The organism is Catellatospora coxensis (assembly GCF_016862635.1).
Lineage (GTDB): Bacteria > Actinomycetota > Actinomycetes > Mycobacteriales > Micromonosporaceae > Catellatospora > Catellatospora coxensis.
The window spans coordinates 1-3,005 of record NZ_BONI01000170.1 but is presented as its reverse complement, the minus strand read 5'-3'; the positions used below and the strand labels follow the sequence as shown (position 1 = coordinate 3,005).

General features: G+C 69.1%; 1 protein-coding gene. It reads right to left on the bottom strand.

What is annotated here, in order from left to right; translation table 11 throughout:
* Positions 1 to 2,495, bottom strand: a 2,495-nt coding sequence (locus Cco03nite_RS41725) for a hypothetical protein (RefSeq protein WP_203699590.1), incomplete at its 3' end; no start/stop codon positions are given.
* Between the last annotated feature and the right edge of the window lie 510 nt (positions 2,496 to 3,005).

The window sequence follows — 3,005 nt, the reverse complement described above, 5'->3', positions numbered from 1 at the left end:
GCACGGCGACCCAGCTCGCCGACATCGCCAAGCTCCCGCAGCAGCAATGCCAGCACCCAGGCAGCCTCCTCGTCCCCGGCGTCGGCACGGCGACCCAGCTCGCCGACATCGCCAAGCTCCCGCAGCAGCAATGCCAGCTCCCGGGCGGCCTCCCAGCCCCCGGCGTCAGCGCGGCGGCGCAACACCGCGACCGCCCCGTCGACATCCCCACACTCCCGCAGCAACCCCGCCAGCTCCCGGGCGGCCTCCCTGTCCCCGGCGTCAGCGCGGCGGCGCAACACCGCGACCGCCCCGTCGACATCCCCACGCTCCCGCAGCAACCTCGTGAGCTCGCGGGCGGCGCTCGCGTCGTCAGCGTTGGCACGATGGCGCAATACCGTCACCACCCCGGCGATATCCCCACGCTCCCGCAGCAACCCCGCCAGCTCCCAGGCGGCCTCGCCGTCCCCAGCATCGGCACGACGGCGCAGATTCTCAGCTCGACTATGGTCAAGCAAGTGGTCCTGGATAAGGGCGTGGCGAAACTGCCAGACGGTGCCGTTCACGCGCATCACAGCGACGTCTGGACTAGTGCCGTCTTGGATGAATTGGATGAGCCGCCGTGGAAGCAGCGGCTCCCGCCCGCCGAGTATCAGCACCGCGAGATGGGCCAAGCGGAACCGCAGCCAGCGGCCCCACCCCCCAGCCAGCCCTCCGCTGACGGCGAAGGCGGCCAGCCCCGCCAGCGACCACCGCGCGGGTGACTGCGCCAGCAGAACGGCACTCGCCGCGAAGAGCAACGCCCCCGCTGCGCTGTAGCGCACGGCCGCGGCAGCGGCAAGGAGATGGTTCGCCCGCAGCGTCGCGGCCGGCATCCGTACCCGCGGCTGCCACCGGCCGCCGGGCAATATAGCCACCAACCCGGCGCATAGCACCCCCACGGCAGCTCCCGCCACTGGATCGCCAGCCAGTGCCCCCGCTGCTATGCCGCACAGCGCACCGAACCAAAGCCGAACCCCAGCTCGCACCGCTGCGTCGCCGCCCGCCCACCGAACCGCCCAACGCCAAGCCACAGGAATCCTCGTCGCCGCCGGCTGGAACGGCTGCCCGAACACACGCCCGAACGCCCCTACCGCGCCCAACCCGGCGAGCAACGCCCAGACCACACCCGTCTGCCAGCCATACAACGCCACGACCGGAGCCCCCACCCCCAGACCTGTAACCCCGGCAGCAGCCACCTGCACAGCCCTCGGGCCGCCGCGGACCAGCTCCGCCCAGGGCAGCTGCCACCAGCGCAGGTCTCGCGTCCCGTCGAGATACGCGAGGTACGCCAGGTTGCCAAGCCATCGACTGACATCGCTTATCTGCGGATCGCCGTCCCGATACGCTGAGGCCACATAGCCGTCGATCAGCAGGCCCCTAGCCTGCTGCGGCGTTGCCACCCGTGCCAACTCCGCCGGATCCCGGCGGGCATAAGCATCCTTGGCAAGCCCTGCCATCAGCGGTGTCGACAAAACCCCTGCCAGTACCCCCGACGGTTGCTCCTGCAAGACGTCGAACACCGGTGCCCACGCTTGCCGCCGATCCGACGGGTATGCCAGGTAGTCCGCGACCTCCGACGGCCGTAAGGGCTCCAGTCGCACCACCGCAGCCCGCGACAACACCCCGACCGCTGCCACCGCCTGCTCAAACTCACGCACCCGGCACATCACGACCACCGGGCGGTCACCTGCAGCGTAGTCCTGGATGGCAACCAAGCCGGCAGCCTGCAACGACGGCTCGATTTCGTCCAGACCATCCAGCACGGGCAGCACCCAGAACCCCGCTCTACCGGAGCCAGCAGCCCGCGCCTCGCCCACCAGTCGCCTGGCCACGTCCTCACCAAGCCCGAAATCCTCCCGCAAGCGGCGGGCCATGAGTTTGGCCACCGGTTCCGCGCGTGGATCCCACGACGACACCCCCACGAGCACCGGCACCGGGTCCCCCGGAACCGCGGCCGTGAGCAATTGATGCACGAGCATCACCGCCAGCACGCTCTTGCCGGCACCCGGCTCACCTAGTACTACCAACTGTTTCCATGGCAGCTTTCGCAGCCGGTCCGCCACCTGGCCCACATCGCCAGACAGCGGTTCCTCGCGCCAGTCTGGGCCGTCCTCACCCGTCACCGCTGCCCGGTCCGCACCCAGTTCAGGTACCGTCCGGAACCGCACCCGCAACGGCATCGGATGGTTCAGCCGCACTCGCACCGGGCTGTCCACCACCCGACCCAGCACCATCCCCGCCAACCGCTCGGCTTCAGCCGACAGCACCTCCGTTGCCGGGCTTCCAATGAACCGGCCCCGAACCGCTCCCACCAGTAAAGGAAGAAACGCCGTCACCAACGCTGCGACCACACCCGACACCACGGCACCCACCGGCTTGCGGTCCACGAGCAATGGCCATGCCACCGCGCCGACAGCCACACCGACTACCAGCACGGTCAGCCCGTGCCCCTTCCACTTACGCCGCCCCACCACCACCAAAATCTATCCACGGCCATCAACTCCGCCGAACACCCGAACGACCGATCCTCAGCAACCCGCGCGGCAGACATGCCGACCAGTCACGTGAGCCCACACCCGAACAACTTGCACACGACGTCGGGTCTCGCCACGTATCCCGCAGCGTTGAGGTGCCGACTGCGGTAAACGCCTGGCTAGGGCACATCCGGCCGGTCCAGGCGATGCCCTGCCTGGGCAACCCTCGCCAGCGCCTTTGCAGACGGCGAGGCCGTACAGGCGTTGGCCTGCGGATATGGCCAGCGGAAGAAGCTCTGCCGCAACCTCGCTGTCCCTGATGGCCAGGCAAGTGCCGCAAACCGGCATAACCAAGTCGACCACGTAGGACCGCGTGGCGAACGCCCGTCCGCGCCGGAGTCCCCGGCGTATTCTTCGCGACTGGTCGTGAAACGCCGTTTCCGGCCGTACACAGCCGGACAACACGAAAGAGCCCTTGACCGGCGTTTCTGCTGGTCAAGGGCTCTTTCT